Raw genomic sequence first — 26,223 nt, forward strand, 5'->3', positions numbered from 1 at the left:
CGGCGAGCCCTGTCGCAAAGGCAGTCACCACGCCGGCTCCCGCCCATCGTATGTTCGATCGTCCTGCTTCGCTCCGGTATACGGCACGGCCACCGCTCAGCGGCGCCTCGCTGAGAGCACGCAGAACTCGTTCCCCTCGGGGTCGGCGAGCACCACCCACGGCTGCTCCCCCTGTCCGACGTCCGCGTGCCGCGCGCCCAGTGCCAGCAGCCGGGCCACCTCGGCGTCCTGGTCGTCGGGGCGGAAGTCGAGGTGAAGGCGGTTCTTGACGGTCTTGCCCTCCGGCACGGCGACGAAGAGCAGTCCCGGCAGCCGGTCCTTCTCCGGCCGGATCTCGTACTCGTCGGCCGCGTCGTTCACCACGACCCAGCCGAGCGCTTCGGCCCACCACCGACCCAGCGCGAGGGGGCCGGCCGCGTCGACAACCACTTGCTCCCATTCCAAGGTCATGTCGTGAGCGTAGTGAAGACTGGACTCGAGGGGACTTGCCACGACACCGGAAGGCAGCCGTATGACGCGCCCGATCACCGCAGGGGTCGACGGTACCGAGGAGAGCCTCGCCGCACTGCACTGGGCGGCCCGGGAGGCGGTCCGCCGGGGGCTGGCGCTGCGCGTGGTGCAGGCCTGGCGCTTCCAGCCGTACGAGGCGATCGACGCGGCGGACCCGGACACACAGGCCGGATGGGTCCGGGACGCGCTGGCCGAGGCCGTCCGGAGTGTCACCGCGCTCCATCGGGACCTCGACGTCACCACGGACGTCGTGGCGGGGGAGACGGTCGACACGCTGCTCGACGCGGCCGCTCAGGCCGAGCTGCTGGTGCTCGGCTCACGCGGGCACGGGCCCGTCGTCGGCTTCCTGCTCGGATCCGTCGGCCAGCAGGTGATCGCCGAAGCGACGCGGCCCGTGGTGCTCGTGCGCGCGGGCGATCAGCCGACGGCCGAGGCCGCCGGACGTGAGGTGGTCGTCGGCCAGCAGGGCCAACCGGACGACAGCGCCGACACGCTGCGGTTCGCCTTCGAGACGGCGGCCGCCCGCGGCGCCACCGTCCGTGCGGTGCGGGCGTGGACGCTGCCGCCGGTGTTCGCGTACAGCCCTGGTTCGATGCACCTCCTCGACGAGGCCGGCGGCCTCGAGCCGTTCGAGACGAAGGCACTGGCCGCCGCGCTGCAGCCCTGGCGGGAACGCTTCCCCGACGTGCCCGTGATCGAGCACCTGGAGATGGGCAGCGCGGGTCAGGTGCTGCTGTCGGTGGCCGGGCGGGCCCAGCTGATGGTCGTCGGCCGGCGCGCCCACCGCACGGCCGTCGGCGCGCGCATCGGCTCGGTGGCGCACGGCGTCCTGCACCACGCCAACTGCCCGGTGGCCGTCGTCCCGCACGCCTGAGTCAGTCGGGGGTGACCGGCTCCAGGGTTTCGCGCGCCTTGGGCAGCACGTTCTCGATGTAGTCCTCGACCGCCGTGTCCAGCCCTATGTCGTGCTGCGCCTGCTCGGACAGGTACCAGCGGTGTTCGAGCAGCTCGTGGTAGATCTCCGCGGGGTCCATCGCGCCGCGCAGTTCGAGGGGCACGGCGCGCACGGTGGGCCGGAAGACGTCTCGTACCCACCGGTGGGCCAGTACCTCGGGGCGGGCCGCGAGGGGGTCGCCGGGCACGTAGTCGTCCTGGGTGGCCATCCAGCTCTCCAGGTCGTTGAGCAGCCGCCGTGCCTGGTTCTCCTCTGCGTCCAGGCCCGTCAGACGCAGCAGCTGGCGCTGGTGGTGGCCGGCGTCGACGACCTTGGGCACGAAAGTGACGGTGTCGCCGTTGGTGGAGTGCTGGATCTGCATCTCGGCCACGTCGAAACCGAGGTCGTTGAGGCGGCGGATGCGGCGCTCGATGTAGTGGTACTTGCCGGCCGGGTACACGGACGTGCGGGTCAGCTCCTGCCACAGGTCTCCGTAGCGGGCGCAGATCTCCATGCCGAACTCGACCGGGTCCACCGACGGGTGCAGCGCCCCGGAGGCCTCCAGGTCGAGGAGTTCACCGCTGATGTTCACGCGGGCGAGGTCCAGGTCGTAGTCGCGCTGCCCGCTGCTGAGCCGGGGGTGCAGGTCGCCGGTCTCGGCGTCCACCAGGTAGGCGGCGTAGGCGCCCGCGTCGCGCCGGAAGAGAGTGTTGGACAGTGAACAGTCGCCCCACGCGAACCCGGCGAGGTGCAGGCGCACCAGCAGTACGGCCAGGGCGTCCATGAGGCGGTGCATGGTGGCCGGGCGCATCGTCGTCTCGAACATCGAGCGATACGGCTGTGAGCCGCGCAGATGCCGGGTGATCAGCACCGGCTCCAGCGGGTCGCCCTGCTGGTCGGCGCGTCCGGTGACCACGGCCAGCGGGTCCACCGCGGGGATGCCGAGCCGGTCCAGGTCGCGCAGCAGCTCGTACTCGCGCAGGGCGGGCCGTTCGGCGAGTTCCTTGACGGCGATCACCTCGTCGCCGGCGCGGGCGTAGCGCACGACGTGCCGGGATATGCCGCGCGGCAGCGGGACGAGGTATTCGTCGGGCCACTCCTCCAGGGGCAGGTGCCAGGGCAGGGCCAGCAGGAGCGCGGGGTGCTCCGGGTTCGTCGCGCTGATCTGCAGTGCCATGGCTCGCGTGTCCTTGCCTCGCGGGTGATCGTCACCTCACCTTAGAGGGCGCGCTCCTTGGCCTGAAGTGCCGCTTCACGTACTGGACCTCGGTACAACGGGCCGTGCCCGGGCAGCAGCAGCTCACCCTCCAGCGCGGCCAGGACGTCCAGCGAGGCCACGGCACGGGCCCGCTCGTGGTGGAACATGTCGGGCAGCAGCTGCGGCCCCTGGATCCGTGAGGTGGGGTGGCCGCTGGCCAGGGCGTCGCCCGAGATCAGCACCCCGGCCTGAGGCAGGTGGAAGGCCGCGTGCCCGTCGGTGTGGCCGGGCGTGTGCACCGGCACGGGCCGGCCCGGCAGGTCCAGCGCGCCCGCTGCCGGGAACGGCTCAGGATCGGCGACCGGCACATGGGCCGTGCCGCCGGAGCGAAGGGCGTGCACCGACCAGGGCAGGACACCGGGCCGCCAGCTGTTCTTCACGACCTGCCCCATGGTGACCTGCTGCAGGAACTCCCGGCGTGCGTGCGGCACTTCGGCCTCGTGGAGATACACGGGTGTGCCGTAGGTGCAGCGCAGATACTCGGCGGAGCCCAGGTGGTCGTTGTGCGCGTGGGTGATCAGTACGGCCGCGACCGCCTCCGGTGCGCCGCCCACCGCCGCCAGCGAGGCGAGCAACTGCTCCCGGTCTCCGAGGTAGCCGGTGTCCACGAGGGTCATCTCGTCGCCCTCGGTGAGGATCACCCAGTTGGTGTTGCTGCCGTGTACCAGGTGAATGCCTTCGGCGACTTGCCGCACGTCTGCCTGCATGATTGCCCCGCGTGGTGAGATCCCTGCCCGACAGCACAAGCAAAGCAGACCCGGCCCGCACCGGAAGCGGCAGGTCCGCGCCAATCTGCGGGCTCGGAGAGTGAGGGCTGCCTCCGGCACCGTCCGCCGGAGGCAGCCCCCTGCGCGCAGCCGAAGCGGCCGCCTCTCCGCCTCACTGCACGCCGTGCGGGCGGAACTGGATGCTGATGCGCGGTCCCGCCGCGCGTGTGGTCTTCGGGACGGAGTGCTCCCAGGTCCGCTGGCAGGAGCCGCCCATCACGATGAGATCGCCGTGCCCCAGCGGGCGCCGCACGCTCTCGCCGCCCCGCATCGGACGCAGCAGCAGATCGCGCGGCGCGCCCACGGAGAGGATGGCGACCATGGTGTCCTCGCGGGCGCCCCGCCCGATCCGGTCGCCGTGCCAGGCGACACTGTCCCGCCCGTCGCGGTAGTAGCAGAGCCCGGCCGTGGTGAACGGCTCGCCCAACTCGGCGGCATAGTGCGCGGACAGGGCTTTGCGCGCCTCGTCGAGCACCGGGTGCGGGAGGGCGTCGTCCGCTCCGTAGAAGGAGAGCAGCCGGGGTACGTCCACGACCTGGTCGTACATCTTGCGTCGCTCCGCGCGCCAGGGCACCTCGGCGGCCAGCTGTTCGAACAGGCTGTCCGAGCCGCCGAGCCATCCGGGCAGGACGTCGATCCAGGCGCCGAGGCCGAGATGCGTCCGGCGGATCCCGCGGAGGGAGCCGAGACGCAACTCGTCGGTCTGGTCGAAGAGCGAGCCCTGGAGGTGCGTGGTCACAGATTCAGCGTACCCCTAGATTCGAAAATCTGTTCCTATCGCGCTCGATCGGAATGGCGCCGGGTCCCACCTTCCGATACATCGATGTATCGGATACATTCCTGTATCGAACGGAGGTCGGAGATGACGACGGAGGAAACGGCCCCCCGCGTGACCAGGCGCCGGGTCCGCACACGCGCCAACCTCCTCGATGCCGCCTTCGCCGTGTTCGCCGCCAAGGGCTTCGGGCGGGTCTCCATCGAGGAGGTCTGTGAGGCCGCCGGCTACAGCAGGGGGGCCTTCTACTCCAACTTCGACAGCCTGGACGAGCTGTTCTTCGCCCTCTACCGGCAGCGCGCCGACCTCATCGCGGACCAGGTCTCCGGTGCCCTCGCCCTGGACGGGCCCGACCTGGACGTGCCCGCCGCCGTCGACCGCGTCACCGAAGTACTGCTCCTCGACCTGGACTGGCTCCTGGTGAAGACGGACTTCCTGGTGCACGCCGCCCGCGATCCGCAGGTCGCCGAGACCCTGCTGGAACACCGGGCGCGGCTGCGGCGGGCGGTCGCCGACCGGCTCGCCCGTGCGCAAGGCCTCGCCCAACTGCCCGCCGTGCTCGGCGACATCGACGGCGCCGCGCACGCCGTGGTCGCCGCGTACGACGGCGTGACCACCCAACTGCTGCTGGACAAGGACGTCGACAGCGCCCGCGGCTGGCTCAAGCAACTGCTCACCGCGCTGCTGACCGACGGCAGCGGCACCTCCCGATGAGATCTCCGAACGAGACCCCTCAACCAGACCCCCCAACGAGAAAAGGAACCCTCGCCATGGATGCGGACGTCATCGTCGTCGGAGCGGGCCTCGCGGGCCTGGTCGCCGCGCACGAGCTCACCAGCCGGGGCCGCAGGGTCGCGCTGGTCGACCAGGAGAACGCCGCCAACCTCGGCGGCCAGGCGTTCTGGTCCTTCGGCGGGCTGTTCCTCGTCGACTCCCCGGAGCAGCGCCGCCTGGGCATCAAGGACTCCTTCGACCTGGCCTGGAACGACTGGCAGGGCAGCGCACAGTTCGACCGCGTCGACGACGAGGACTCCTGGGCGGTGCGCTGGGCGCGCGCCTATGTCGAGTGGGCGGCCGGGGAGAAGCGGTCCTGGCTGGACGGCCACGGCATCAAACTGCTGCCGACGGTCGGCTGGGCCGAGCGAGGTGACCTGCGGGCGGACGGGCACGGCAACTCGGTGCCCCGCTTCCATGTCACCTGGGGCACCGGCACCGGCGTGGTGGAGCCGTTCGTCGACCGCGCAAAGCAGGCCGCACGCGACGGACTGCTCACCTTCCACCACCGCCACCGTGTCGACGAGCTGGTGATCGAGGAAGGCGCCGCCCGCGGAGTGCGCGGCACCGTACTCGCCGAAGACCGCTCGCCCCGGGGCGTGGCCTCCAACCGCGACGGCATCGGCGACTTCGAACTCACCGCCCAGGCCGTCGTCGTCACCACCGGCGGCATCGGTGCCAACCACGACATCGTCCGCCGCTACTGGCCCGAGCGCCTGGGCACCCCGCCCACGGACATGGTGACCGGCGTACCCGCGTACGTCGACGGCCGCATGCTCGACATCAGCGCCGAGGCGGGCGTCCGCCTGGTCAACCGCGACCGCATGTGGCACTACACCGAGGGCCTGCAGAACTGGGACCCGATCTGGCCCGGCCACGGCATCCGCATCCTGCCCGGCCCGTCCTCCCTCTGGTTCGACGCCCTCGGCCGCCGCCTGCCCGACCCCTGCCTGCCGGGCTACGACACCCTCGGCACCCTCAAGTACCTGCGCACCACCGCGGACATCGCGGACCACGACCACTCCTGGTTCATCCTGACCCAGAAGATCATCGAGAAGGAGTTCGCACTGTCGGGCTCCGAGCAGAACCCCGACATCACCGCCAAGGACAAGGGCGCGGTCCTGAAGAACCGCCTGGGCAAGGGCGCCCCGGCCCCGGTCGAGGCGTTCCTGCGCAACGGCGCCGACTTCGTGACCGCACCCAACCTGGAGCAACTCGTCACAAAGATGAACGAGTTGACGGACAAGCCGCTGCTCGACGCGGACGTCCTGCGCCGCCAGATCGAGGCCCGCGACCGGCAGATCGCCAACCCCTACAGCAAGGACTCCCAGATCCAGGGCATCCGCAACGCCCGCCGCTACATCGGCGACCGCCTCGGCCGCGTCGCCACCCCGCACCGCATCCTCGACCCGGCGGCCGGCCCGCTGATCGGCGTCAAACTCCACGTCCTCACCCGCAAGACCCTCGGCGGCATCCAGACCGACCTCGACTCCCGCGCCCTGGGCGCCGACGGCACCCCGATCGACGGGCTCTACGCGGCCGGCGAGGTCGCCGGCTTCGGCGGCGGCGGCGTCCACGGCTACAACGCCCTGGAGGGCACCTTCCTCGGAGGCTGCCTCTTCTCCGGGCGAGCAGCCGGACGGGCGGCGGCGAAGCAGACAGCCTGAGCCACGGACGCGCGGCAGGGGCGGTCGGGGAACGAACCCGACCGCCCCTGCCGCGTCCTTGCCTGAACAGCCCGCTACTGAAAGGGGATTGACCGACGGATACATTCACTGCTTCAGTGGCTGAGCCACTCATCCACTGCTTCACTGCGAGGAGGCATCCGTGGAGGCACTACCCCGCGAGACGATCGTGGACGTTCTCGAGGCCCGGCTGCGCGAGGACATCCTGGCCGGACGCCATCCGGCGGGCAGCTACCTGCCCCCGGAGCGCCGGCTGGCCGACGGCTACGGCGTCACCCGCACCACCCTCAAACACGCCTTCGGCCGCCTCGTCCAGGCCGGTCTCCTGGAAACCCGGCACGGCGTCGGCACCAAGGTCCGCGACTACGCCCGGCTCGGCGGCGCGGACCTCCTGCCGATGCTCCTGCGGCACGACGCGAAATGGATCCGCGAAATCTTCGAAGTACGGAGGTCCGTGGGCGCGCTGATCGCCGAGCGGGCCGCGGCCCGGGCCACCAGGGCGCACCACGCCGAACTGCGCCGCCTCCTTGAGGCCGTACGGGACGCGGACGGCGCGGACGCCGTGCAGCTGGCCGACGTCGAGGTGCACCGCGCCCTCGCCCGCGCGACCGGCAACCGGGTCTATGTCCTGCTGACCAACACCCTCTTCAACGCCTACCTACCCGTCCGCGCCGCCCTGCGCGGGCCGTTCGCCGACGCCGGAACCGCCCACGGACGCCTCGCCCCGGTGGTGGAGGCCGTGACGTCCGGCGACAGCCGTCAGGCCCACAGCGCCGCCGACGCCTATCTGCGCGACACCGAGCGCATCATGCTGGAGGGGCCGGCGTGAGGGGCACCTCGTTCACGGAGACCATGCTCGGCACGGTACGGCTCGACGGCCGGAACACGGTTCGCCGCATCCGCCTCGACCTGAGGGCCCGGGCCGACGAGGTCCTGCGCCCGCACCGCACCACCCGGGCCCGGCTCAGCGGCCGTATACGCATCAGCGGACTGGCCGACGACCCGGACGCCACAGGCGAGTTGGAGATCTCGCCCCTCGCCCGCCGCCGCATCCGCTACCGGCTGACCTTCACCGCCGACGGCCGCCTGTTCACCCTGGACGGCTGGAAGTCGGTGACCCCGCGTCATCCGGTGAAGTCGATGACCGTGCTGCCGTTCACGCTGTACGAGGACAGCGCACGGGTCGGCCAGGGCACCCTCCGTTTCCCCGTCGCCACCGGGCTGGCCCCCTTCCTCCTGAGCTTCCGCTTTCCCCGGCGGGAGGACCCCGCCCCGTACCTCGCACCGCGCTGGGACGGCAGTCCCGGCCGCACCGAGGTCTGGTACACCACCCTGACCGACCCCACCACCGGCACCGGCATCTGGCTCCACCACGAACTGGTCTCGCCCGCCGACGGATCCGCACCCCACGCCCACGGCTGGGCCGCCGCCTTCCCGTCCGACGGAGAGGTCCGCCACGTCCGCTTCGGGCCCACCCCCTGGAACAACCCCGTGCACGGATTCACAGCCGACGGCGTCTGCGCCGCCCCGGGGCAACTGGCCGGAAGTGTCGGCGACTTCCACTGGGATCTTGCCGAACAGCCCCTGGCCGAGCCCCTGTTCACCTTTCCCCGCTGGTCCTGGTGGCACCCCCTGCTCCCCGCCGCCCATATGCTTCCGGCGGCCCGCGCCACGTACGACGGAACCTTCAGCGACGGACAGCAGACGCTGACCCTGCGCGGCGCCCCCGGCGCCTCCGCGCGCATCCACGGCCACGGCAACGCCCGCCGCTGGGCTTGGCTCCACGCGGAACTGGGCGACGGCGATGTACTCGAGGTGATCGCCGCGGTGTCGACGCGGCCCGTACTGCGACGGCTGCCACCGCTTGTCTTCCTGCGCCTGAGGCACCGCGACCGCACCTGGCCGCGCCGGGCCGAGCGCTCCGCGGTGGGCCTGTTCGGCATCGGACGGTTCCGCGCCCGCATCGGACTGCCCGAGTGGACGGTGGCCGGCCGCGCGCTGCTGCGCCGCATCCGCGTCGAGGTCAGCCAGCCGGCCGAGCGCACCCTCACCCTGGACTACCGCGATCCCGACGGCGCCCCGGCGGTCTGCCGCAACAGCGAGAGCGCCGACGCGAAGATCCTCCTGGAGCGCTGGTGGGGCCACTGGCGCACCGAAGCCACGTGGACGCTGCAGGGCACCGCACACGCCGAGGTGGGGGACCGGTGACCGGGCGCGGGATGGTCGCCGCCCTGCTTGCCGACACCGGGGACGAGGAGTGGCTCGCGCGGGTGCCCGGCAGGCTCGACACGTTCCTGTCCGCACTGCCCGGTCCCGTACGGGCCGCAGTGCAGGCCGCCACGACTGCCGTCGACGCGTACGCCGTCCTGCACAGCGGGCGTCGCCTGGCCGCCCTCACTCCCCGCGAGCGCGAGACGGTGCTCGGCTCCCTTGCCGCGCGCCCCCGACTCGTACCGGCGCTGGACCTCCTCAAGGTGCCCGTGCTGCTCGCCGCAGCCACCGAGCGAACACCCGCCCCACGGGCGCCAGTTGCGCCAGAGGACCCGCCCCTGGACTGCACCCCGGCCGAGGAGTGGCCCGCGCGTGCCACCGCTGACGCCGTCGTCGTGGGATCGGGCGCCGGAGGAGCCGTCGCCGCGCGCACCCTCGCGCGGGCGGGACTCGCCGTCGTCGTACTGGAGGAGGGCGAGCACCACACCACGGCCTCCTTCGGCCGCCGCGCACCGCTGGACCGCTTCACCGAGCTGTACCGGGACGGCGGAGCGACCGCAGCCCTGGGCGATCCGCCGCTCCTGCTGCCGGTCGGACGGGCCGTCGGCGGCACCACCGTCGTCAACTCCGGCACCTGCTACCGCACTCCGGACCATGTCCTCGACCGCTGGAGCAGCCGCCACGGCTTCCACCTCGCCGACGGGTTTCCGGCACGGCTGGACGAGATCGAACGCACCCTGCGCGTCGCCACCCAGCCCCTCGACGTCCTCGGCACCAACGGTCTGCTCGCCCTGGCCGGCGCCGGCCGACTCGGCTGGCGGGCCGGTCCGCTGCGCCGCAACGCACCGGGCTGCAAGGGCTCCTGCCAGTGCGTGGTGGGCTGTCCCACCGGCGCCAAACAGAGCGTGCAGCTGTCCGTCCTGCCCGACGCGTGCGCCCACGGAGCGCGCATCGTCACCGGCGCACGCGTGCTGCGGATCCTGCTCGACCACGACCGCCCGGGCCCGCCACGGGCGGCCGGCATCCGGGCCCGCCGGGCGGACGGCAGCGAGCTGGAGATCCTCAGCCCCCTGGTCGTCACGGCCGCGGGCGCCCTGCAGACTCCGCCGCTGCTGCGCCGCAGCGGCCTGGGTGGTCATTCCCGGACGGGCCGCAACCTCAGCGTGCACCCGGCCACCAGCGTCGCCGGGCGCTTCACGCAACCGGTCACCTCCTGGGAAGGCGTCCTGCAGAGCACCGGCGTCGAGGAGTTGCACGACCGCGGGATCCTGATCGAGGCGACCGCGAGCCCGCCCGGCATGAGCAGCTTCGTCCTGCCCGGCCTCGGTCGTGCCCTGCGCCGTGAACTGGAAGGGGCGGACCGGCTGGCGATCCTCGGCGCCATGATCGCCGACCGGCCCGGGGGCCGGGTCCTGGGCCGCGACCGCACCGTCGTCCGCTACCGCCTGCACCCCCTCGACGGCGCCCGGCTGATGACGGCCGTACGAGCCATGGGTCGCATCCTCTTCGCCGCGGGGGCGCTGGAGGTGCTCACCGGCATCCCACGGGCGCCGCGCGCCCGCACCCTCCCGGAACTCGACGCGCTGCTCACCGGGATCACCCCGCGCGATCTGCACCTGTCGGCCTTCCACCCGGCCGGCACGGTCGCCGCGGGCAGCGACCCCGAGCGGGCACCGGCCGATGCCGAGGGCCGGCTGCGAGGAGTCGAAGGCGTCCTCGTCACCGACGCCTCCGTCCTGCCGTCCTGCCCGGAGGTGAACCCGCAACTGAGCATCATGGCGGCCGCCCTGGCCGTCACCGAGACCTACCTGGAAGGCGAACCCAGCAGCCGCACCAGCACCTCTGCATGACTCTGCTCGGGCTCCTTGGACGCGGTCAGCAGCGTCACGGGCCCCTTGGCCGCCAACTCCCGGACGTGGCTGAGGAGTTCGGTCGCCTCCAGGGTGTCCAGCTCCGCCTCGTAACGGCCGGCGAACTCCTCGTAGGACCCCTCACCCGCGTGATACCAGCGGCGCAGTTCGGTCGACGGGGTGAGCGCCTTGGGCCACTCGTCAACGAGCGCTGCGTCCTTGGACAGGCCGCGCGGCCACAGGCGGTCGACCAGGACGCGTACACCGTCGTCCGGCTCGGGCGGTTCGTAGACGCGACGCACGCGAACGCTCACGATCAAGCCTTTCTGGGTGCCGGGTGACGTCGAGCGTAGTGCGGAGGCGTCGGATGACGACGTATCACTTGACCCAATTGGGGAGGAAACCGAGCCGGGCTGCCCATAACCTGGATTTGTATGATCATCAGCCACCCCCAGGAGTGCATGTGAGGCAGTCCAGCCGACAGTCCGTCAGACCCACCGCCGTCCTCCGCCGGGAGGCCCTGACCGTGACCGTCCCCGTCGCCCTCGCGGCACTGCTCGCCGCCGCCGGACCCGCGACCGCCGGTACGGGCGGCGCAGCCGGCGTCGGCGACCCGTACTTCCCGCTCGCCGGCAACGGCGGCTACCACGTCGACCACTACGACCTGACCCTCCGTTACGACCCGACGAGCCGTCACCTCGACGGCGCCGCCGTCCTCACCGCCCGCGCCACCCAGGACCTGACGCGTTTCGACCTCGACTTCAAGGGGCTGAAGGTCACCGGCCTGACCGTCGACCACGGCCGCGCGGAGTTCCGCCGCGACGGCCAGGAACTCGTCGTCACCCCGCGCCGCCCCCTGCACAAGGGCGAGGAGTTCCGCGTCAGCGTCACCTACAGCGGCATCCCCAAGCAGGTGACCGACCCCGACGGCTCGGCGGACGGCTGGATACCAACCGACGACGGAGCGTTCGTCGCCGGGGAGCCGCAGGGCGCCATGACCTGGTTCCCGGCGAACAACCACCCCAAGGACAAGTCCTCGTACGACATCACGGTCACCGTCCCCGAGGGCCGCACCGCGGTCGCCAACGGCGTGCTGGTCGGGCAGCGGACCGCGCACGGCCACACCACCTTCCACTGGCGCCAGATCGAACCCATGGCCGCCTACCTCGCCACCGCGACGGTCGGGAAGTTCAAGGTCGAGCAGTACACCACCCGCGACGGCATCCGCGTCTACAACGCGGTCGACCCGCGCGAGGCGTCCGAGGCGGCGCCCGTCCTGAAGAAACTGCCCTCCGTCCTGGAATGGGAGAGCAAGCTCTTCGGCCCCTACCCCTTCCGCAACGCCGGGTCGATCGTGGACCACGCGCCGGACGTCGGATACGCACTGGAGACCCAGTCGCGCCCCCTGTACGACTCGGCGCCGGACCTGAGCACCCTCGTCCACGAGAACGCCCACCAGTGGTTCGGCGACTCCGTGTCGCTCACCACCTGGAAGGACATCTGGCTCAACGAGGGTTTCGCGACCTACGCAGAGTGGCTCTACAGCGAGCAGCACGGCGGCGACAGCGCCCAGGAGACCTTCGACGACCTCTACGCCCGCCCGGCGAGCGACCATCTGTGGTCGTTCCCGCCCGGCGACCCAGGCAGCGGCAAGAACATCTTCGACACCCCCGTCTACGAGCGCGGCGCGATGGCGCTGCACGAACTGCGCACCGCCGTCGGCGACCGCACGTTCATCGGCATCCTGCGGGCCTGGGCGGCCGAACACCACGACAGGAACGGGACGACCGCGCAGTTCGTACGCCTCGCGGAGCGGAAGTCGGGCAAGGACCTCAGCCACCTGTTCACCTCGTGGCTGTACAGTCCCGGGAAGCCGAACGAAGCCTAATACCTGACGAGTTCCTCACATGTGTCGGTCACAGTCGATCCGTGATCATGAATAGACCCTGTGTCGCCCTGCTCGCCGCATCCCTGTTCCTCACGGGATGCGGCGGCGGGGCAGTGGCGTCGCCGGGCCACCCGTCCGGCCCCACGGCCAGGACGAGCACACCGAACGTCTCCACCCTCGCCCCGCCCTCGCCGCAGATGTCCGTCCAGGCCGCCCCGCTGCACCTGCCGGGCCTGGGGCCGAAGACCCTGGCCGCGATCCCCGCCGACGCCCGCCAGGCAGTCGTCGTCACCGGACGGGGCAGGAACTCCCCGCGGTCCACGGTCGTGCTCTACGAGCGCACCGCGGCCGGCTGGCGGGCCGGCGCGAGCTGGCCCGCTCACAACGCGCTCAAGGGCTGGTCCGACCACCACACGGGAGGCGACCTGCGCTCGCCCGTCGGCGTGTACGGTCTCACCGACGCCGGCGGGCTGCTCGGCGATCCCGGCACCCGGCTGCCGTACCACCGCTCCGGCGCGTTCACCTCACCCGGCACCGGCTTCGAAGGCGAGCCCCTCGCGGGCTCCTTCGACTACGTGATCGCCATCAACTACAACCGCGAGCCCGGCACTTCGCCCCTCGACTGGACCCGCCCCCTAGGCGCGGGCCGCGGCGGCGGCATCTGGTTCCACGTCGACCACGGCGGCCCCACCCACGGCTGCGTCAGCGTCTCCGAGCAGCACATGAAGGACCTGCTGCGCGCGCTCGACCCCGGCCTCCACCCTGTCGTCGTCATGGGCGACGCGAAGTCCCTCGCCCTCTGAAGCGCCCAGGATCCGCCGAGTGTGCGCACATGTGCTGGTCGCCGAGGACGACGAGATGCAGGCCGAACTCATACGCCGTTCCCTGCTGGCGGAGGGCCACACGGCCACGGTGGTCCATGACGGCGGGGCCGCCCTGGCCGCCGCCCGCCGGCTCAGACCCGACCTCGTGGTCCTCGACCTGATGCTGCCCGTGGTCGACGGCTTCGGCGTGTGCCGGGTGCTGCGTGGGAGCGAGGAGGACATACCGGTGCTCATGCTGACCGCACGGTCCGAGGAGGACGACGTCCTGCTCGGCCTGGAACTGGGCGCCGACGACTACATGACCAAGCCGTACAGCCCGCGCGAGCTGATGGCCCGCATCCGTACCGTGCTGCGGCGCAGCGGCCGGACGGCCGGCGTGCGGGAGGATCCCGTCGTCCGCACGGCCGGGCTCGCCGTCGATCCGGAACGGCACGAGGTGCGCTGCGACGGCGTACCCGTGGAGTGCACACCGGCCGAGTTCCAGATCCTGCTCGCCATGGCGGCGGAGCCCGAACGGGTCTTCACCCGGCGGCAGTTGCTGCAGTGCACCCGCGGTTTCGACCGGGCCTCCACCGAGCGGGCCGTCGACGTCCACATCATGAACCTGCGCAAGAAGATCGAGGCCGACCCACGCCGGCCGGTGCGGCTGCTGACCGTGTTCGGGGTCGGCTACAAGCTCAGCGGCGGCCGTCCGTGAAGCGCCGCATCCCGCTGCGCAAGCGGCTGTTGGTGCGGCTGCTGATCGCGTCGGTGCTGATCGCGGTGTGCTCCGTGGCGGCGACGGCCTGGCTGGCGGTGGAGACCACCACGCGTGCCCTGCGCGAGGAACAGGGCCAGGACCTCGCCGACGACATGCGGATCCTTGCGGAGCTCAGCGGCTACGCGGCAACCCACCCCGAGTGGAAGGGCGTCGGGGCCACCGTCCGGTCCCTGGCCGCCACCATGGGCCGGCGCATCGCCCTGACCACCGCCGACCGTACCCTCATCGCCGACTCGGCGCGGAAGGGAACCTCCCTTCCCCTCGGTGCGGCCGCCACCGTCGACCCGCTGCACACCGACACCTACACCGAGACCGGTGCACAGCTGAGCGGGATCGATCCCCGTGCCGTGGGCCCCTACCGGCTCAGCGCAAAGGAGCGCGCCCAGCTGGAGGCGATCGCCGAGAAACAGCGGACGTGCTACCGCCGGTTCGGCGTCGAGACCAAGATCGAGCAGAGCCCGAGCGGCCGCCCCATGATCGTCAGCTCCGACGGCGGCCCGGCCCCCGACTACCCGACCGTGGACTGCGGCTACGGACTGCTCAGCGACCCCACAGGAACTGAGAAGAAGGCACTCGACGACCTGACCGAAGGCGCTCGCACCTGTTTGCAGCAGCACGGTCTGGGCCTCCGCAGCCCGCTCTACCTGATGCTCAACCCCACCGGCAAGACCCCCGTGAGCCGGTACGCCATCGCCAAGTTCGCCAAGGAGGGCGACGCGAAGGCGATGAAGACGGCGCAGACCTGCAGCGACGAAGCCCTGCGCGCCCAACTCGACCCGTATGTCGCCCCCGTGGCCGAGCTGTACCTCGGGGGCGACGACACCACCCCGCCCCGTTTCGACATGTCCCCGGCCAACAAGGCCAAGATCGTCGGTGCGGCCGGTCTCGTCCTCGCAGTCACCCTCGCCGTCACGGCCGTCGTCGCCACCCGGCTCGTACGGCCCCTGCGGGCGCTGACCGAAGCGGCGCAGCAGCCGCCGGACATGCATGTGCGAGTCCCGGTGACCACGCGTGACGAGACCGGCATCCTCGCCGAGGCGTTCAACGATCTGACCGAGCGGCGCGCACGTCTGGAGGCCCAGCGCAAGGCCATGGTCAGCGACATCGCGCACGAACTGCGCAGCCCGCTGACCAACATCCGCGGCTGGCTGGAGGTCACCCGGGACGGCGTCGTCGATCCGGATCCCGCGCTGCTCGGCTCCCTGCACGAGGAGGCGCTGGTACTGCAGCGCATCATCGACGACCTCCAGGACCTCGCGGCCGCCGACGCGGGCACCCTGCGGCTGCACCGCGAACCGGTCCGCGCCGACGAACTGCTGGACCAGGTCGCCGCCGCCCACCGCGTCGCCGCCGACGCGGCCGGCGTCACCGTACACACAGAGGACGACGGCAGTCCGTGGCTCGACGCGGATCCGGTGCGCATGCGGCAGGCGCTGGGCAACCTGGTCTCCAACGCGCTGCGGCACACGCCCGCCGACGGCACCGTCACGCTGGGCGCCCGCCGCGACGGCGACGAGGTCGTCTTCACCGTGACCGACACCGGCACGGGCATCGCCCCGGAGGACCTGCCGCATGTCTTCGACCGGTTCTGGCGGGCCGAGAAGTCCCGCAGCCGCCGTACCGGCGGCAGCGGTCTCGGCCTGCCGATCGTCCGTCACCTGGTCGCCGCGCACGGCGGAACGGTGGTCGCCGAGTGCGAACCGGGCGGCGGTGCCGTGTTCACCCTGCGGGTGCCGGGCGCCCCGGCCCCGGAGAGCTGAGCCGTCCCGCGGCTAGCCGTTGCGCGTCGCGGCGGCGCGCCGACGTCGCCTGCGCTGCATGGCGTGCCGTTCCGATTCGCCGGTGCCGCCCCACACGCCCAGGATCTCCCCGTGGCCCAGCGCCCATTCGAGGCACTGCTCCCGTACCGGGCAGCGGGCGCACACCGCCTTCGCCTTCTCGGTCTGCAACAACGCGGGGCCTGAGGTGCCGATCGGGAAGAACAGCTCGGGGTCCTCGTTACGGCACGCGGCCTGGTCTCGCCAGTCGTCCATGAAATGTCACCTGCGATCGAAGTCGTACGTGCCCTCGCGAATGGCTTACTCGGTTTCGAGTCACCTGTCGATGCACGAGTGAAACGACGGAAATCACGCAGATGCGGTGTTCATTGCTCGCGCATGCCCCACGGGGAGCCGTACGCGGTCAGCAGATCCAGGAACGGGCGGGCCGGAAACGCCTCCGGGCCGAGCACGCCCGAGCCCGACCAGGCGCCGGTGGCGAGGAGTTCGAGCGCGAGGACCGGATTGACGGCGGTCTGCCACACCACCGCCTGGCTGCCGTACTCCGCCATGGACCACTGGTTGTCGACCACGTGGTACAGGTACACCTCGCGCGGCGCACCGTCCTTGAGGCCCCGGACCCAGGTACCCGCACAGGTCTTGCCGTGCATCCGCCCGCCCAGCGTCGCCGGGTCGGGCAGGCACGCGGCGACGACGTCCCGGGGCGAGACGGCGACCGGTCCGGCGGCGCTCGGCACGGTGACCGGCTCGGTGCGGTCCAGGCCCAGCAGGTGCAGCGTCTTCAGCGTCTCGATGAACTCCCGGCCCAGGCCGTACTTGAAGGTGACCCGGCGGGCATCCACCCAACGCGGGACGAGCAGCACCTCCTCGTGCTCCACGTTCACGCACTCCACGGGACCGATGCCCTCGGGGAAGTCGAACACCTCCGGCTCGCTGAACGGCTCGGTGGTGAACCAGCCGCGGTCGGCCTCGTAGACGACCGGCGGGTTGAGGCACTCCTCGATGGTGGTCCAGATGCTGAAGGAGGGGGCGAAGTCGTAGCCGTCGACGGTGAGGTTCGCACCGTCGCGGATCCCGATCTCCTCGATCTCGTCGAAGAGTTCGTCGGCGGCGTACCGGGCGAAGACGTCCGACAGTCCGGGCTCCACACCCATACCCACCAGGGCCAGTGCGCCCGCCTTCTCCCACTCCTCGGCCTGCGCGAACTGGTCGTCGCCGAGCTTGACCCCACACTCGGCGTACGGCCGTTCGGCGTGCGGGTGCGACAGCGACATCGCCATGTCGAGGTAGGTGGCGTCGGCGGCGCGGGCCGCCCGGAACAGCGGCATCACGAAGCGCGGGTCGGTGGCGTTGAGGAGCACGTCGCAGCGGTGCCGGCGCAGCAGCCCCGTCACTGCCGACTCGTCGCTCGCGTCGACCCGCTCGGCGCTGAACCGGCCGTCGTCCACGGCCGCGACCGCCGCCTCGGCCCGCGCCGGGTCGAAGTCGGCCACCACCATCGCCTCGAAGAACGAACGCCGGGCGGCGATACGGGTGATGGCGGTGCCGACACCACCGGCGCCCACGAGAAGTACACGCATGACAGATCTCCCTGTCCGGAGGGTTGCTGACGAGGGGCCCCGCCGGAGATACAACGCCGCCGGTTCACGTAAGGTCAATGGCGTTGGCATAAGGCAACGGGAGGTTGTCATGCCCAAACCGGTGGTGCCCGAGGAGAAACGGCGCAGGCGCCGGCCCACCAAGAGCGGCACGGTGCTGTCGGAGCGGCTGATCGTCGAGACGGCGCTGCGGATGCTGCGCGAACACGGCAGCGCGGGCCTCACCGCCCGCCGCCTGGGCCTCGCCCTGGACGCCGACCCGAGCACCCTCTACCGCTACTTCCGCGGCATGGACGAGCTCACCCTCGCCATCGGCGACGCGCTCATCGGCCAGGCCCTCGAGGGCTGGTGCCCGACGGGACAGTGGCGGGCGGATCTGCGCTCCGTCGGCCTGCGCATCCACGCCGTCTACCTCGCCCACCCGCAGGCCGCGGTGCTGACCACGAGCCGGGTCACCGGCCGGGCCAACGAGCTGGCCGCCGACGAGGCCGTGCTGGACGTCCTGCGCACCGCCGGATTCCCGCTCCCGGACACGGTGCGCATCTACCACGCCTTCATCGACCAGACCCTGGCCTTCGCCGCCCTCGACGCCGCCTCCCTCGCCCTGCCCAGCGCCGCCCTCCGCGCCGACGAGGACATGTGGCGCTCGACGTACGCCCGGCTGCCCCGCACCACCCACCCGCGGATCGCCGAGGCGGCGCCCCTGCTGGCGGCCCGCATGGTCGACAGCGCGTACCCGACGGCCCTGGAGATGCTGCTGGACAGCGCCGCGGCGCAGCTGGCGGCACTGGGTTCCTGACGGATCCGCCCAGTCGATTGCTTGATGCAAGTCACGTCTCTATAGTCGGTCGAGTCGATTGCATCAAACAATCGACCGCTCGGTGACGGAGGCGGAACATGGAGCGTCGCTGGAAGGTCCTTGTCGTCACCTCGGCCGTGGTGTTCATGGCCCTGCTGGACGTCACCATCGTGAACATCGCGTTCACCGACCTCGGGCGGTCGTTCCCGCACGACTCCCTTGCCGACCTGTCCTGGGTGCTGAACGGATACAGCGTGGTGTTCGCCGCCGCCCTCGTACCCGCAGGCCGCCTGGCCGACCGCTACGGACGCCGACGGCTCTTCCTCGGCGGCCTGCTGCTGTTCCTGGCCGCGTCCGTGGCCAGCGGCCTGGCCGCGTCGGTGCCGGTGCTCGTCGCGGCACGCGTCGTACAGGCGCTGGGCGCCGCGACCGTGCTGCCGACCTCGCTGAGCCTGACCCTGCCGGAGTTCCCGCCCGAGCGGCGCGGCACCGCGATCGCCCTGTCGACGGCTGCGGGCGCGGTCGCCGCCGGTGTCGGACCCTCGCTCGGCGGACTGCTGGTGGACTGGCAGGGCTGGCGTGCGGTGTTCTTCGTCAACCTCGTCATCGGCCTGCCCGCGCTCGTGGCGGCCGCACGGCTGCTGCGCGAGAGCCACGAAGAGCGGACAAAAGGCGTTCCCGACGCCCTCGGCGCGCTGCTGCTGGTCGGCGCCGTGGGCGGCCTCGCACTGGGCATCGTCAAGGGCGCGGACTGGGGCTGGAGTTCGGGCGGAGTGCTCGCCGCCTTCGGGACCGCCGCCGTACTGCTGCCGCTGTTCGTCCTGCGGTCCCTCGCGCACACCACGCCCGTGGCCGACCTCGACCTGTTCCGCCTTCGCTCCTTCACCGTGGCCACCATCGGCACGTTCGTCTTCGGCGCCGGGTTCTTCGCCTCGCTGCTGTGCAACGTGCTGTTCCTGACCACCGTGTGGCACTGGCCGGTCCTGCGTGCCGGAGCCGCGGTCACACCGGGACCCGTGATGGCCGCCCTCATGGCTCCGCTGGCGGGCCGGCTCACGGACCGGTACGGACCGCGCGTGGCCGCCGTGCCGGGCACCCTCCTCTTCGGCACCGGCCCGCTCCTCCTGGCCCTGACCGCCACGGCCGAACCGCACTACTGGACGGTGCTGTTCCCGGCGGCGACGATCACCGGCGTCGGCGTCGGCCTGTCCCTGCCCGCGCTCGGCGGCGCCGCCGTCCTGGAACTGCCGCCGCCGAGCCTGGCCACCGGCATCGGCATGACGTCCGCCCTGCGACAACTGGGCGCCGTAGTAGGCGTCGCGGCCCTGGTCGCCCTCCTCGGCACGCCCGGACCCCAGGCCCTCGGCGGCTTCCGTCACGCCTGGCTCATGATCACCGGCGCCGGCTGGCTCGCCGCCGTCGTCTCGCTCGCCCTGGGACGCGTCCGCGCACCGCGGCCGGAACCCGAGACGCCTGCCCGAGAGCGGACAGCGCCCCTGAACGAAGCACCATGACGTCGATGGAGAGGCCATGAAGGAGACCGACGCCCTGCGCCGTGCCGCGCGCTGGCCCGGCATACCAGACCGGGTGATCGCCGTGCTCGCCCAGCAGATGCTCGCGGCCCGCCAATTCCGCGAAGGCCACGACTACTTCACCGCCCTCAGCGCCGAACGCCCCGAATCGGCCCTGGCCGAAAGCCTGGCGGGAGTCTTCCAGGCCCGCCTCGACGGGCCGGACGAGAAGGCGATCGCCCGGCTCGACGCGGCCGCGGAACGCGGTCTCGGGCTGCCGCAGTACTTCAGGGGAACCGTCCTCGCGGGCTTCCCGGACTGCGCGGGCCGGGCAGACACGGCGATCGCCGACCTGGAGTTCGTGCTCGCCGTGCGGGACCAGTTCCCGGCCGGGTTCCTGCACTCCGTGCACGCCGCCCTGGCCCGTGCCTACGCCTGCCGGGGCCGCACGGAGGAAGCCCGGACCGCGCGCGACCGCCTCGGACACGCCCCCGACCTGTCACTCGTCACGGACTACCTGGTCAGCGCCGAGGACGGACTGCGCATGACCGCGCCACGACTCGTGGAAATGGCACCGGGCGTGCACGTCGCCCAGGGCTACGACCTCGCCGACTTCGCGTTCGTCGGCACGGACGACGGCATCGTGGCGATCGACGCGGCGAGCCACCCCCGGCACGTCGAGGCTGCCCTGCGCGATCTGCGGGCAGTCACCCGGGCACCGATCACCCATGTGATCCTCACCCACGCACACTTCGACCACATCGGCGGCCTGGAGGCACTCGCCGGACCCGGGACCCAGGTCGTGGCCCAGGCCGCCTTCCCCGACGAACTCGCGCTGCAGGCCATGAGCCCGCCGCCCTTCCCGTCCCTGCTGCCGGACGGACAGGACCGCCGTCCGCACGTCGTCCCGGACCGGCTCGTCGAACAGCCCGAGACCCTGACCGTCGGCGGGCGTCGGTTCACGCTCATCCCCATCGCCGGAGGCGAGACACGCGACGGCCTTCTCGTGCAACTGCCGGACGAGGACGTGGTGTTCACCGGCGACATGTGCATGCCCTACCTGGGTGCGCCGTTCCTCGCCGAAGGGTCGGCCGAGGGGCTGTTCGACGCACTGCGGACGGTCCAGGACCTGCGCCCCCGGCTGCTGATCCACGGCCACCCGCCGCTGACCGAGAACTTCACCGCAGAGGCGGTGCCCGGCCTGCTCGCCGCCCTGCGCGATCTGCACGCCGTCGTCGCGGACGACATCGTCGCAGGCCGCTCACTGACCGACGTGCTCGACCGCGACCACCTTCCCGAGGTGCTGCGCGGCCATCCGGCCGCGATCCTCCCGTACCTGGTCATGCGCGAGGGCTTCGTCCAGCGCCTCCACGACCAGAGGACCGGCTACTGGAAGGCGGACGGGGACGGTGTGGACCCCGTCGGCAGGGCGCAGTGGGCCGCAGCGCTGGATCTGCTGGCCGGCGGCCGGGCGCAGGCGTTCGCCGTGGCGGGTGAGGAACTGCTGACGCGCGGGGAACCGGCCGTGGCACTCAGGATCGTCGACTGCGCCCTGCTGAGCCACCCGGACGACACGGCGCTGGCCGGGCTGCGCGGACGGATCCTGCGCGCTCTCGTCGAACGGCACCAGCTCTTCAGCCCGTTCAGGTTCGCCTACTACGCGGGGCTCGCGGGACTGACCGTGGCACCCGCCGGCTGAGCACCGGGCCCGGGCTCCATGTCGCAGTCGTACGGCCCCAGCGGCTGCCCGCAGGCGGAGCAGGTGAGCCCGGGCCGGAGTCGGCCGCCGCAGCCGCGGTGCAGGACCACCAGCGGCGGCCCCTGAGGCGCCCGGTGCCCGTCCCCCCACAGCAGCAAGGACATGATCACCGGCCACAGGTCCAGGCCCGTCGCAGTCACCACGTACTCGTACCGTTCCGGCCGGGTCTGATAGAGCCGCCGCTCGAGAATCCCGGCCTCGCAGAGCTTGCCCAACCGGTCGGACAGCACGTTGTGCGCGATGCCGAGACTGCCCCGGAAGTCCTCGAACCTCCGCGTGCCGCGCAGCGCGTCACGCACGATCAGCAACGTCCAGCGCTCACCCACCACTTCGAGCGACCGGGCGATCGAGCAGACCTGACCTTCGTACGTACGAGGAAGCACGCCCCCATCGTACGTCGATTGCATCACGCAAGTCAGTGAGGGGGGACGGCCCCGCCGCGCAGTGCCCGGGCGGCGGCCTCCGTCACCGCCTCGGCCACCGCCGCGAGCGCCGAGGAGTCAAGCTTCCACTGCTGCCAGTACAGCGGGACGTCGAGGGCCCGGCCCGGCGCGAGGTGCACCAGACGCCCGGCCCGCAGCAGCGGCTCGGCCTGCACCTCGGGGACCAGCCCCCAGCCCAGGCCCAGCGCGACGGACTCGGCGAACCCCTCCGAGGTGGGCACGAAATGCCGCACCGGACTCGCGCCCTCCGTGCCGCGCCGAAGCCTGCGCACGAACGCGTCCTGCAGGTCGTCGCTGCGGTCGAAGGCCACCGTCGGCGCCATCGCCAGCGCCTCCCGCAACGGCCCGCCGAGGTGCTCGCGGGCGAAGTCCGGACTGGCCACCGGGACATAGCGCATCCGTCCCAGCGCGCGCACGCTGCAGCCCGTGACGGGCTCGGCGGACGAGGTCACCGCCGCCATCACCAGCCCCTCCCGCAGCAGTGACGCCGTACGAGTCTCGTCCTCACGGCGCAGCTCGAAGCAGAGCCGGGGCTCGTGCCGCACCCGCGTCAGCGCCGGCAGGAGCCAGGTGGCCAGCGAGTCGGCGTTCACCGCGATCGAGACCCGGGTCGGCTCCCCGGCCCCGCTCATGCCGAGCTCCGCGCGCGCATCGAGCTCCAGCCGCGCCAGCTGACGGGCGAACCGCACGACGACCTCGCCCGACTCCGTCGGCCGCACCGGCTTGGTGCGCATCAGCAGCACGCGGCCGGTGCGCTGCTCCAGCGCCTTCACCCGCTGACTCACCGCCGAGGGTGTCACATGCAGCGCCGCGGCCGCTGCGTCGAACGTGCCCTCGTCCACCACGGCCAGCAGCGTCCGCACCTGGTCGAGGGGCAGCTCCGTCAACTCCGTCTTCATAATCACTAATGATACGTAAGAATCTTTAGCTGTACGCGCAGTGATCGTCTCCGTAGCGTCAATGCCATGACCAACGCTCTGACCGCCGCAGCCGCAGGTTTCGGCACCGGCCTCTCGCTCATCGTCGCCATCGGCGCCCAGAACGCCTTCGTCCTGCGCCAGGGGATCCGCCGCGACGCGGTCCTCGCCGTCGTCGGCATCTGCGCCCTGTCCGACGCCGTCCTCATCGCGCTCGGCGTCGGCGGGGTCGGCGCCGTGGTGGTCGCGTGGCCGGGCGCGCTGACCGCGGTCGGCTGGATCGGCGGCGCCTTCCTGCTCTGCTACGGCGCTCTCGCCGCCCGCCGGGTGCTGAGGCCGGGCGGCGGAGCCCTGCGCACCGAGGGGGAGACGGCCGTCTCGCGCAGGCGCGCCGTGCTGACCTGTCTGGCGCTGACGTGGCTCAACCCGCACGTCTACCTCGACACCGTGTTCCTGCTCGGCTCGATCGCCGCCGACCGCGGCCCACTGCGCTGGACGTTCGGCCTCGGCGCCGCCCTCGCCAGCCTGTGCTGGTTCGCCGCGCTGGGCTTCGGCGCCCGGGCGCTCGGCCGCTTCCTGGCCAAGCCCGCGGCCTGGCGGGTCCTGGACGGCCTCGTCGCCGCAACGATGATCACGCTCGGCGGCCTGCTCGTCGTCAGGGCCTGAAGTCCACAACCTGAGACTGCGCGCCCGAACTGTCCTGCCGGGCTGGGATAGTGGCCCCCGGACCGAAAGATGTATCGAGCAACCAGGAAGCCCGTGGACACCAGCGAGAGCAGCACCGAACCGCAGACACCGGACCCGGTCGCGGTCGACCCGCCTCGGCGCGGCTGGCGCCGCTGGGCCATGGACACCCGCCCGCTGCGCATTCCGGCCTACCGCCGGCTGTGGTCCTCGACGATCGTCACGGCCGTCGGAAGCCAGCTCACCGCGGTCGCCGTGCCGAAGCAGATCTACGACATCACCGGCTCCTCCGCGTGGGTCGGCGCGGCGAGCCTGGCCGGGCTGCTGCCGTTGATCGTGTTCGCGCTGTGGGGCGGCGCGGTCGCCGACAGCATGGACCGCCGCAAGCTGCTCCTGATCACCAACTGCGGCATCGCCGTCACCTCGCTGCTGTTCTGGCTCCAGGCCTTCTCCGGCCTCGAGTCCGTGGCGGCACTCATGGTGCTGCTCGCGATGCAGCAGGCCTTCTGGGGTCTGAACGCCCCCGCCCGCAACGCCTCCATAGCCCGCCTGGTGCCCGAGGGCCAGCTGCCCGCTGCCAACGCCCTCGGCTCGACCGTCATGCAGACCGGACAGGTGGTCGGACCGCTGCTCGCGGGCGCCCTGATCCCGGTCGTCGGCCTGCCGGAGCTGTACCTGATCGACGCGCTTGCCCTCTGCATCACGGTGTGGGCGGTCTACAAGCTGCCCTCCCTGCCGCCGCTGGCGGGCTCGGAGAAGCGACGCGCGGGTGTACGGGAGATCGCGGAGGGCTTCCGCTACATCTCCCTGCACAAGGTGCTGCTGCTGTCCTTCCTCGCCGACATCATCGCGATGGTCTTCGGCATGCCCCGCGCCCTGTTCCCGCAGCTCGCCGCCCAGACCTACGGCTCCTACGGCGAAGGGCTCGCCCTCGGCCTGCTGTTCGCGGCGATCCCCATCGGCGCGGTGCTCGGCGGACTGTTCTCGGGCACGTTCTCCCGGGCCCGCCGGCACGGCTGGATGGTGATCGGCGCGGTCGTCGCCTGGGGCGCGGCGATCGCCGGCTTCGGGCTGAGCGGCAACCTGTGGATCGCGGCTGCGTTCCTGGCCCTGGCCGGCGTCGCCGACATGGTCTCGATGGTCTTCCGCGGGGCGATCCTGCTGTCCGCCGCCACCGACGAGATGCGCGGCCGCATGCAGGGCGTCTTCACGGTCGTCGTCGCGGGCGGACCCCGCCTGGCCGACGTCCTGCACGGCACCGCGGGCTCCGCCTTCGGCCCACGCACGGCCGTCGCCGGCGGCGGCCTCCTCGTCGTCGCCGTGATGCTGATACTGGCCGCGGCGGTCCCGGCACTGCGCCGCTACCGCATCTGACCCCGGGGCGGGGCTGGGCCCTGTCCGGCGGATCAGCTCGGCGTTGCTGGCCCTGGTGACACGCGCCCTCCCACTGTCTCAAGGGCGTGGGGGACCCCAGCGGCGTTGTCGTCGGTTGCCGACGTTCCGCGCCGCTTTCTCCACAGCCGACGTGATCCGCCGGACAGCTCCTCACCTAGAGCACGCTGCGCCCGCGGCCCGCGTGCTGTTCCATCAGCTTGCCCCGGGTCATCTCCAGGCGGTGCGCGAGGATCTCCGCGACGCTGCGCACCAGCGCGAGCCCGAGCTGGGTGTCCTCCTCGCACAGCCGCAGCACCGCCGCCGCGTCGAACTCGTAGGCGCGGACGGGGCTGAAGGCCTCCGCGCCGAAGTCCCATTCGTGCGGCGGGAACAGCCAGGACCAGCCGAGCAGATCGCCCGCGCCGAGGCTCGCCACGGTCACCCGCTGCAGCGAGCTGACCCGCTGGTCGAGCGAGACCGCGCCCGAGCGGATGACCCAGAAGCGGTCGGCCCTGCCGCCCGCCTCGAAGATCCGGGCGTCCTCCGGGAAGGAGACCTCGTGCGCGAGCGTCATCAGGCTCTGCCGCTGGGGCGGGGGGAGGGCGGTCAGCAGTTTTATCGCTTTGGTCATGACGCGGGGCTCCTCGCCGGGGATCGGTTCCGGTGCTTTCCCTACGCCCATTTCAGCCGCTGCCGGCGTCCCGAGCACCTCGGCGGACAGCAGTTCCCGCCCAGAATCCCCGGGACATGAAAAAGCCCTGGCTGGACGGGGGAGGCCAGCCAGGGCCGTAAGCGGTGGCGTCGGAGGACGGTACGGTCGACTCCGTCACCACGTATGGATGAACCGTAAACCATCCGCAGGCGTTTTGCTCACCCAGAACCGGGTCACGTGACCGGTTTCACTCCCTGGCCTCTTCACCGGCGGCCACGACCCTGATCGTCTCGAGCTCCGGATTGCTGGGGTCCGGCAGGTACATTCGCGCCTCCGGGCCCGTGCACAGGTAGCGCAGCACATGTTCGGTGAGCCGCTCGCCGGGAAGTACGGCCGGGATCCCCGGTGGGTACGGCGTGATCATCTCCGCGGCGATGCGGCCTGCGGCATCACCGGTGGGCACGTTCTCCGT

26 protein-coding genes are annotated in these 26,223 nt (G+C 71.9%); 15 read left to right on the plus strand and 11 right to left on the minus strand.

Going from position 1 to position 26,223, the window contains the following annotated elements; all coding sequences use genetic code 11:
* Positions 1-96 precede the first annotated feature (96 nt).
* Entirely contained in the window at positions 97-450 is a 354-nt protein-coding gene (locus IH68_RS0102330; RefSeq protein WP_030927444.1) for a VOC family protein, read from the minus strand.
* Positions 451-511: 61 nt separating this feature from the next.
* Between IH68_RS0102330 and IH68_RS0102335 the strand changes: the two genes are divergently transcribed.
* Entirely contained in the window at positions 512-1,384 is an 873-nt protein-coding gene (locus IH68_RS0102335; RefSeq protein WP_030927446.1) for a universal stress protein, read from the plus strand.
* Position 1,385: 1 nt separating this feature from the next.
* Here the strand turns inward: IH68_RS0102335 and IH68_RS0102340 are convergent, their stop codons facing one another.
* The 3 genes from IH68_RS0102340 to IH68_RS0102355 form a co-directional block, all read right to left on the minus strand.
* Complete coding sequence (locus IH68_RS0102340) at positions 1,386-2,621, minus strand: DUF4032 domain-containing protein (protein ID WP_030927450.1); 1,236 nt, start codon at positions 2,619-2,621, stop codon at positions 1,386-1,388.
* Positions 2,622-2,662: 41 nt separating this feature from the next.
* The gene (locus tag IH68_RS0102345; RefSeq protein ID WP_030927452.1) at positions 2,663-3,409 is read right to left on the minus strand and encodes an MBL fold metallo-hydrolase; all 747 of its coding nucleotides are present in this window, start codon (positions 3,407-3,409) and stop codon (positions 2,663-2,665) included.
* Positions 3,410-3,581: 172 nt separating this feature from the next.
* Positions 3,582-4,208, minus strand: coding sequence for an alpha-ketoglutarate-dependent dioxygenase AlkB (locus tag IH68_RS0102355; RefSeq protein WP_030927454.1), 627 nt, complete (start codon positions 4,206-4,208; stop codon positions 3,582-3,584).
* A 123-nt stretch (positions 4,209-4,331) separates the two neighbouring features.
* Here IH68_RS0102355 and IH68_RS0102360 point away from each other — a divergent pair, with 123 nt between their 5' ends.
* The 5 genes from IH68_RS0102360 (at position 4,332) to IH68_RS0102380 (ending at position 10,764) form a co-directional block, all read left to right on the plus strand.
* Complete coding sequence (locus IH68_RS0102360) at positions 4,332-4,958, plus strand: TetR/AcrR family transcriptional regulator (RefSeq protein WP_030927540.1); 627 nt, start codon at positions 4,332-4,334, stop codon at positions 4,956-4,958.
* A 56-nt stretch (positions 4,959-5,014) separates the two neighbouring features.
* Complete coding sequence (locus tag IH68_RS0102365) at positions 5,015-6,685, plus strand: FAD-binding dehydrogenase (protein ID WP_030927456.1); 1,671 nt, start codon at positions 5,015-5,017, stop codon at positions 6,683-6,685.
* A 160-nt stretch (positions 6,686-6,845) separates the two neighbouring features.
* Positions 6,846-7,532 carry a FadR/GntR family transcriptional regulator gene (locus IH68_RS0102370; protein ID WP_030927457.1) on the plus strand — a complete coding sequence of 229 codons (687 nt, stop codon included), beginning with the start codon at positions 6,846-6,848 and terminating at the stop codon, positions 7,530-7,532.
* Positions 7,529-8,911, plus strand: coding sequence for a hypothetical protein (locus IH68_RS0102375; RefSeq protein WP_030927459.1), 1,383 nt, complete (start codon positions 7,529-7,531; stop codon positions 8,909-8,911). Before IH68_RS0102370 ends, IH68_RS0102375 begins: the two co-directional genes overlap by 4 nt.
* Positions 8,908-10,764 carry a GMC family oxidoreductase gene (locus tag IH68_RS0102380; RefSeq protein ID WP_030927461.1) on the plus strand — a complete coding sequence of 619 codons (1,857 nt, stop codon included), beginning with the start codon at positions 8,908-8,910 and terminating at the stop codon, positions 10,762-10,764. Before IH68_RS0102375 ends, IH68_RS0102380 begins: the two co-directional genes overlap by 4 nt.
* Here IH68_RS0102380 and IH68_RS0102385 read toward each other — a convergent pair.
* On the minus strand, positions 10,719-11,078 hold the full coding sequence (locus IH68_RS0102385) for a DUF488 domain-containing protein (protein ID WP_030927463.1): 360 nt from the start codon (positions 11,076-11,078) through the stop codon (positions 10,719-10,721). The two genes, IH68_RS0102380 and IH68_RS0102385, sit on opposite strands and share 46 nt — an antisense overlap.
* Before the next feature lie 149 nt (positions 11,079-11,227).
* Between IH68_RS0102385 and IH68_RS0102390 the strand changes: the two genes are divergently transcribed.
* From IH68_RS0102390 to IH68_RS0102405, 4 genes are read left to right on the plus strand one after another with little or no spacing between them, the layout of a single operon-like run.
* Positions 11,228-12,652, plus strand: a complete 1,425-nt coding sequence (locus IH68_RS0102390) for a M1 family metallopeptidase (RefSeq protein WP_030927465.1) — start codon at positions 11,228-11,230, stop codon at positions 12,650-12,652.
* Positions 12,653-12,699: 47 nt separating this feature from the next.
* Positions 12,700-13,455: a L,D-transpeptidase family protein gene (locus IH68_RS0102395; RefSeq protein ID WP_107057391.1), complete on the plus strand. Its 756-nt coding sequence runs from the start codon at positions 12,700-12,702 to the stop codon at positions 13,453-13,455.
* Positions 13,456-13,474: 19 nt separating this feature from the next.
* On the plus strand, positions 13,475-14,173 hold the full coding sequence (locus IH68_RS0102400) for a response regulator transcription factor (protein WP_051833083.1): 699 nt from the start codon (positions 13,475-13,477) through the stop codon (positions 14,171-14,173).
* Entirely contained in the window at positions 14,170-15,996 is a 1,827-nt protein-coding gene (locus IH68_RS0102405) for a sensor histidine kinase (protein ID WP_030927471.1), read from the plus strand. The genes IH68_RS0102400 and IH68_RS0102405 overlap by 4 nt, the downstream gene beginning before the upstream one ends.
* Before the next feature lie 12 nt (positions 15,997-16,008).
* Here IH68_RS0102405 and IH68_RS0102410 read toward each other — a convergent pair whose 3' ends face one another.
* Entirely contained in the window at positions 16,009-16,269 is a 261-nt protein-coding gene (locus IH68_RS0102410; protein ID WP_030927473.1) for a WhiB family transcriptional regulator, read from the minus strand.
* A 110-nt stretch (positions 16,270-16,379) separates the two neighbouring features.
* Positions 16,380-17,594 carry a saccharopine dehydrogenase family protein gene (locus IH68_RS0102415; protein WP_030927475.1) on the minus strand — a complete coding sequence of 405 codons (1,215 nt, stop codon included), beginning with the start codon at positions 17,592-17,594 and terminating at the stop codon, positions 16,380-16,382.
* Between the two features lie 109 nt (positions 17,595-17,703).
* Here IH68_RS0102415 and IH68_RS0102420 point away from each other — a divergent pair, with 109 nt between their 5' ends.
* From IH68_RS0102420 to IH68_RS0102430, 3 genes are all read left to right on the plus strand, one after another.
* Positions 17,704-18,411, plus strand: coding sequence for a TetR/AcrR family transcriptional regulator (locus IH68_RS0102420; protein WP_030927477.1), 708 nt, complete (start codon positions 17,704-17,706; stop codon positions 18,409-18,411).
* A 98-nt stretch (positions 18,412-18,509) separates the two neighbouring features.
* Positions 18,510-19,925, plus strand: coding sequence for a DHA2 family efflux MFS transporter permease subunit (locus IH68_RS0102425; RefSeq protein WP_030927479.1), 1,416 nt, complete (start codon positions 18,510-18,512; stop codon positions 19,923-19,925).
* A gap of 16 nt (positions 19,926-19,941) precedes the next feature.
* Positions 19,942-21,621 (plus strand): MBL fold metallo-hydrolase, encoded by a 1,680-nt coding sequence (locus IH68_RS0102430; protein ID WP_030927480.1) that lies wholly within the window; start codon positions 19,942-19,944, stop codon positions 21,619-21,621.
* Here the strand turns inward: IH68_RS0102430 and IH68_RS0102435 are convergent.
* The gene (locus IH68_RS0102435) at positions 21,579-22,064 is read right to left on the minus strand and encodes a winged helix-turn-helix transcriptional regulator (RefSeq protein WP_030927482.1); all 486 of its coding nucleotides are present in this window, start codon (positions 22,062-22,064) and stop codon (positions 21,579-21,581) included. The two genes, IH68_RS0102430 and IH68_RS0102435, sit on opposite strands and share 43 nt — an antisense overlap.
* Before the next feature lie 32 nt (positions 22,065-22,096).
* Positions 22,097-23,023: a LysR family transcriptional regulator ArgP gene (locus IH68_RS0102440; protein ID WP_030927484.1), complete on the minus strand. Its 927-nt coding sequence runs from the start codon at positions 23,021-23,023 to the stop codon at positions 22,097-22,099.
* Positions 23,024-23,089: 66 nt separating this feature from the next.
* Between IH68_RS0102440 and IH68_RS0102445 the strand changes: the two genes are divergently transcribed.
* Together IH68_RS0102445 and IH68_RS0102450 are read left to right on the plus strand one after the other, a co-directional pair.
* Entirely contained in the window at positions 23,090-23,707 is a 618-nt protein-coding gene (locus IH68_RS0102445; protein WP_030927487.1) for a LysE/ArgO family amino acid transporter, read from the plus strand.
* 69 nt (positions 23,708-23,776) lie between these two features.
* Positions 23,777-25,099, plus strand: a complete 1,323-nt coding sequence (locus tag IH68_RS0102450) for an MFS transporter (protein ID WP_078912273.1) — start codon at positions 23,777-23,779, stop codon at positions 25,097-25,099.
* A 175-nt stretch (positions 25,100-25,274) separates the two neighbouring features.
* Here the strand turns inward: IH68_RS0102450 and IH68_RS0102455 are convergent, their stop codons facing one another.
* Together IH68_RS0102455 and IH68_RS59655 are read right to left on the minus strand one after the other, a co-directional pair.
* On the minus strand, positions 25,275-25,730 hold the full coding sequence (locus IH68_RS0102455; RefSeq protein ID WP_030927494.1) for a cyclic nucleotide-binding domain-containing protein: 456 nt from the start codon (positions 25,728-25,730) through the stop codon (positions 25,275-25,277).
* Between the two features lie 268 nt (positions 25,731-25,998).
* Positions 25,999-26,214: a hypothetical protein gene (locus IH68_RS59655; RefSeq protein ID WP_030927497.1), complete on the minus strand. Its 216-nt coding sequence runs from the start codon at positions 26,212-26,214 to the stop codon at positions 25,999-26,001.
* Positions 26,215-26,223 lie beyond the last annotated feature (9 nt).

It is taken from the genome of Streptomyces sp. NRRL S-646 (assembly GCF_000720765.1).
Lineage (GTDB): Bacteria > Actinomycetota > Actinomycetes > Streptomycetales > Streptomycetaceae > Streptomyces.

Bases quoted from the DNA above. Each gene is read 5' to 3' on its own strand.
- IH68_RS0102420 (WP_030927477.1), top strand. From the start codon at position 17,704: ATGCCCAAACCGGTGGTGCCCGAGGAGAAACGGCGCAGGCGCCGGCCC.
- IH68_RS0102360 (WP_030927540.1), top strand. From the start codon at position 4,332: ATGACGACGGAGGAAACGGCCCCCCGCGTGACCAGGCGCCGGGTCCGC.
- IH68_RS0102415 (WP_030927475.1), bottom strand. From the start codon at position 17,594: ATGCGTGTACTTCTCGTGGGCGCCGGTGGTGTCGGCACCGCCATCACC.
- IH68_RS0102340 (WP_030927450.1), bottom strand. From the start codon at position 2,621: ATGGCACTGCAGATCAGCGCGACGAACCCGGAGCACCCCGCGCTCCTG.
- IH68_RS0102440 (WP_030927484.1), bottom strand. From the start codon at position 23,023: ATGAAGACGGAGTTGACGGAGCTGCCCCTCGACCAGGTGCGGACGCTG.
- IH68_RS0102345 (WP_030927452.1), bottom strand. From the start codon at position 3,409: ATGCAGGCAGACGTGCGGCAAGTCGCCGAAGGCATTCACCTGGTACAC.
- IH68_RS0102425 (WP_030927479.1), top strand. From the start codon at position 18,510: ATGGAGCGTCGCTGGAAGGTCCTTGTCGTCACCTCGGCCGTGGTGTTC.
- IH68_RS0102430 (WP_030927480.1), top strand. From the start codon at position 19,942: ATGAAGGAGACCGACGCCCTGCGCCGTGCCGCGCGCTGGCCCGGCATA.
- IH68_RS0102410 (WP_030927473.1), bottom strand. From the start codon at position 16,269: ATGGACGACTGGCGAGACCAGGCCGCGTGCCGTAACGAGGACCCCGAG.
- IH68_RS0102335 (WP_030927446.1), top strand. From the start codon at position 512: ATGACGCGCCCGATCACCGCAGGGGTCGACGGTACCGAGGAGAGCCTC.
- IH68_RS0102445 (WP_030927487.1), top strand. From the start codon at position 23,090: ATGACCAACGCTCTGACCGCCGCAGCCGCAGGTTTCGGCACCGGCCTC.
- IH68_RS0102455 (WP_030927494.1), bottom strand. From the start codon at position 25,730: ATGACCAAAGCGATAAAACTGCTGACCGCCCTCCCCCCGCCCCAGCGG.
- IH68_RS0102330 (WP_030927444.1), bottom strand. From the start codon at position 450: ATGACCTTGGAATGGGAGCAAGTGGTTGTCGACGCGGCCGGCCCCCTC.
- IH68_RS0102450 (WP_078912273.1), top strand. From the start codon at position 23,777: ATGTATCGAGCAACCAGGAAGCCCGTGGACACCAGCGAGAGCAGCACC.
- IH68_RS0102395 (WP_107057391.1), top strand. From the start codon at position 12,700: ATGAATAGACCCTGTGTCGCCCTGCTCGCCGCATCCCTGTTCCTCACG.
- IH68_RS0102365 (WP_030927456.1), top strand. From the start codon at position 5,015: ATGGATGCGGACGTCATCGTCGTCGGAGCGGGCCTCGCGGGCCTGGTC.